Origin of the sequence: Enterococcus sp. C46 (genome assembly GCF_040887565.1) — a bacterium.
GTDB lineage: Bacteria > Bacillota > Bacilli > Lactobacillales > Enterococcaceae > Enterococcus_B > Enterococcus_B lactis.
The window spans coordinates 1-611 of the sequence record NZ_JBFOGA010000032.1 but is presented as its reverse complement, the minus strand read 5'-3'; the positions used below and the strand labels follow the sequence as shown (position 1 = coordinate 611).

Annotated in this window: 7 tRNA genes; all 7 read right to left on the bottom strand. The window is 52.4% G+C overall.

Annotated elements, in window-relative coordinates:
- Position 1 precedes the first annotated feature (1 nt).
- The 7 genes from AB3I27_RS13985 to AB3I27_RS13955 all read right to left on the bottom strand — a co-directional run bounded on the left by AB3I27_RS13985 (position 2) and on the right by AB3I27_RS13955 (position 598).
- Positions 2-75, bottom strand: a tRNA-Arg gene (locus tag AB3I27_RS13985).
- Positions 76-85: 10 nt separating this feature from the next.
- Positions 86-171: transfer RNA gene (locus tag AB3I27_RS13980), tRNA-Leu, on the bottom strand.
- A gap of 16 nt (positions 172-187) precedes the next feature.
- Positions 188-259, bottom strand: a tRNA-Gly gene (locus AB3I27_RS13975).
- Between the two features lie 11 nt (positions 260-270).
- A tRNA-Thr gene (locus AB3I27_RS13970) sits at positions 271-343 on the bottom strand.
- Between the two features lie 17 nt (positions 344-360).
- Positions 361-442: transfer RNA gene (locus tag AB3I27_RS13965), tRNA-Leu, on the bottom strand.
- 7 nt (positions 443-449) lie between these two features.
- A tRNA-Lys gene (locus tag AB3I27_RS13960) sits at positions 450-522 on the bottom strand.
- Positions 523-525: 3 nt separating this feature from the next.
- Positions 526-598 (bottom strand) — tRNA-Val (locus AB3I27_RS13955).
- Positions 599-611: the final 13 nt, after the last annotated feature.

Genomic DNA, 611 nt, shown 5'->3' with positions numbered 1-611 from the left:
ACGCGCCCAAGAGGAGTCGAACCCCTAACCTTTTGATCCGTAGTCAAACACTCTATCCAGTTGAGCTATGGGCGCATATTTGAAATGCCGAGGACCGGAATCGAACCGGTACGGTGATCACTCACCGCAGGATTTTAAGTCCTGTGCGTCTGCCAGTTCCGCCACCCCGGCGCGATTGCTTTGGCAAAGCGGAAAACGGGGTTCGAACCCGCGACCCCCACCTTGGCAAGGTGGTGCTCTACCACTGAGCTATTTCCGCGTGTTTAAAGATGCCGGCTAAAGGACTTGAACCCTCGACCCTCTGATTACAAATCAGATGCTCTACCAACTGAGCTAAGCCGGCATGTAAAACTTAAATTATGCGGGTGAAGGGACTTGAACCCCCACGCCGTAAGGCGCTAGATCCTAAATCTAGTGCGTCTGCCAATTCCGCCACACCCGCAAAAATATGAGCCGTACAGGGCTCGAACCTGTGACCCTCTGATTAAAAGTCAGATGCTCTACCAACTGAGCTAACGGCTCATATGGAGGTTAACGGGATCGAACCGCTGACCCTCTGCTTGTAAGGCAGATGCTCTCCCAGCTGAGCTAAACCTCCATGGATAACTTAA